Source organism: Patescibacteria group bacterium (assembly GCA_024654625.1).
Taxonomy (GTDB): Bacteria; Patescibacteriota; Minisyncoccia.
Genome location: JANLHB010000040.1, coordinates 1 through 2,202, shown reverse-complemented (window position 1 = coordinate 2,202; position 2,202 = coordinate 1). Strand labels below are relative to the sequence as shown.

The following is a 2,202-nucleotide window of genomic DNA, read 5'->3' as shown; positions in this document are numbered from 1 at the left end:
AAAGAAGACGTAGAAAAGATTATTGCAAAAGCAAAGGTTGAAATAATAAAGTGGGTAGCTGGAATGCTTTTAGCGCAAGCAGCGATAGTTGCAACACTTGTCAAACTACTATAAAGCACTTACATAAATAATATACAACCATCCATACAAGCTGCCAAAGAGGATTTGGTAAACCTCAAGGCCGAAACAATAAAATGAATGCTTATTTTCTGGATAGGATAAATAGGAGTTTCATCAGGGGATTATCTTTGCCATTTTTAAAATAAAAGGCTATAATCAGCTTCATTTTTGATTCTGCTTTTTTTTCTTTTCTCCTGTGTTCTTGGCTTCCTTATAGTTATCTTTTTTATCCTTCAATATCCAAATCTTCAATCCGAAAACAGCTCTCTCGATTCTATTACCCCGCATATTAGTTTTCTTAATAATCGAAGAAACCAAGTTTCCTATTTATAAGGTTTATTGGCTGACAGGTTAACAATTTTATATTGCCATATTTGACAAAATCAGTACAATCTACTGGCCATTAAGTTAAGATAAATTTCGTCATACACAGTACGAGAACAAATAAATGAGAATAACTGTCAATTTACCTGAAATAAATATAAAGGAAGACGAAGTAAAATTGCTACTTGCGATAAAACTTCTTGAAGAAGGTTTAGTTTCTTTAGGAAAGGCAGCAGAAGTATCAGGATTTTCTGAAAAAACTTTTGTAGAAATTCTTATACACCGAGGCATACCACCTATAATATACTCCAAACTTAATCTCGAAAAAGAACTAAACAATGCCTGAGAAAGCCATTGTCGACACTTCTAGTCTCATTGCATTAGACAAAATCAAGTTGTTAAATATTCTTTGTAAAATTTATACTGAAGTCATCCTGCCAGAAGCTGTTGTTAAAGAATTCGGCCATCCTGACATTGAATGCTATTTTGTTAAAAAAGTTGAAAGTCCATTAATCAAGCTACTAATTAATGATTTAAATTTAGGTAAAGGAGAATCTGAGGTTTTAGCATTAGCAAATGGAACGAATATGAAAACCATACTAGATGATTTAAAGGCTCGAAAAATTGCCGAAACGTTAGGAATAAATTTCACTGGTACTATAGGAATATTACTTAAAGCTGAAAAGTTAGGATTGATAGAAAGTTCGTATAATAGTGCACAAGAACTAAAAAGTAAGGGTTTTTATGTTTCAGACGAGCTATTAAATAATATTTATCAAATACAGAAAACTTAATCTCCAATTGCACCGAAAAATATTTAACATTACCTTTTTTGGTTCCGTGGTGGCGCTTTCTAACAACAACAAAGAAAAACAATTATAATGAAACCAAAAAACCAAGAGATTATTTAAATAATTAGTGTTGCTTTTTTGCCTTTCTCCTGTTTTCCTGGCCTCCTTATAGTGTTGTCTTAGTTTCTTACTTTGCGTATTCTGTGCCTTTTTGCGGCCCAATCTACCTACACCTCGTAGGTGTAGTTGGTGCTTTTTTGATGCTGCTTTCAAGAACGCAAGCATATTTCCCTTGTTACCAGGCCCATACACCATTGGCAAGCGAAGGATTATGCACTGAGTGCCCGATTGTCCAGTAAACAACTCAAATAATCCTTGTTCCGCTTCCCACTTACTAATCCCATATGCATCATCAGGCCGACACACATCTTTTTCTGTAAAGATTCCGGAATCGCCAAAACCTCTTAAGCTTTTCTTTTCTTCTTTGCCTTTATGATTTGCATTATGATCACCAATCTCTGCATTTACTTTCCCGAACCTCCGACCTCGGCTTTTGCCCCCCCGATCTCCGAAATCTGATATCAGTTCTTCGACTTTCTTTTTCTAACATCAGATCTCGGTGCTTTCATCATTATTTGTATTCTTCACAATTTTGTCCCACTTCAAACCTTTTTCATACCTACACCTCGTAGGTGTAGTTGCGGGCAGGCAAAAAGCGCAAAGCTTGATTACAATTTTTTCTTTCTCACCAGATTTACTGCCTACTGATTACTGAATACTATCTTTCCCTATTTTGTCGCCTTCCTCCTGCATTCCTGGCTTCCTTATAGTTCTTTCTTTTACTACATTACCAATTGGAACCAAATATTTTTCGTATGACATTAGATACCCTTCAAATTTACGAACACCTCACAAGATGTTGCCCGATAAATCCACTTGCTCCTGTACTAATGTTTTCATAACTTTA

At 35.1% G+C, this 2,202-nt stretch carries 3 protein-coding genes; 2 read left to right on the top strand and 1 reads right to left on the bottom strand.

The annotated features are described in order from the left end of the window. The first annotated feature begins 568 nt into the window (after positions 1-568). Both NUV40_04270 and NUV40_04265 read left to right on the top strand, forming a co-directional pair. On the top strand, positions 569-790 hold the full coding sequence (locus NUV40_04270; protein MCR4343075.1) for a UPF0175 family protein: 222 nt from the start codon (positions 569-571) through the stop codon (positions 788-790). Continuing rightward, the gene (locus NUV40_04265; GenBank protein MCR4343074.1) at positions 783-1,238 is read left to right on the top strand and encodes a DUF3368 domain-containing protein; all 456 of its coding nucleotides are present in this window, start codon (positions 783-785) and stop codon (positions 1,236-1,238) included. The genes NUV40_04270 and NUV40_04265 overlap by 8 nt, the downstream gene beginning before the upstream one ends. Here the strand turns inward: NUV40_04265 and NUV40_04260 are convergent. After that, positions 1,206-1,679 (bottom strand): sugar nucleotide-binding protein, encoded by a 474-nt coding sequence (locus NUV40_04260; protein MCR4343073.1) that lies wholly within the window; start codon positions 1,677-1,679, stop codon positions 1,206-1,208. The genes NUV40_04265 and NUV40_04260 overlap by 33 nt on opposite strands. Between the last annotated feature and the right edge of the window lie 523 nt (positions 1,680-2,202).

What these genes read in the sequence shown, in the direction of transcription:
- NUV40_04270 (MCR4343075.1), top strand. Translation starts at nt 569, where the DNA reads ATGAGAATAACTGTCAATTTACCTGAAATAAATATAAAGGAAGACGAA.
- NUV40_04265 (MCR4343074.1), top strand. Translation starts at nt 783, where the DNA reads ATGCCTGAGAAAGCCATTGTCGACACTTCTAGTCTCATTGCATTAGAC.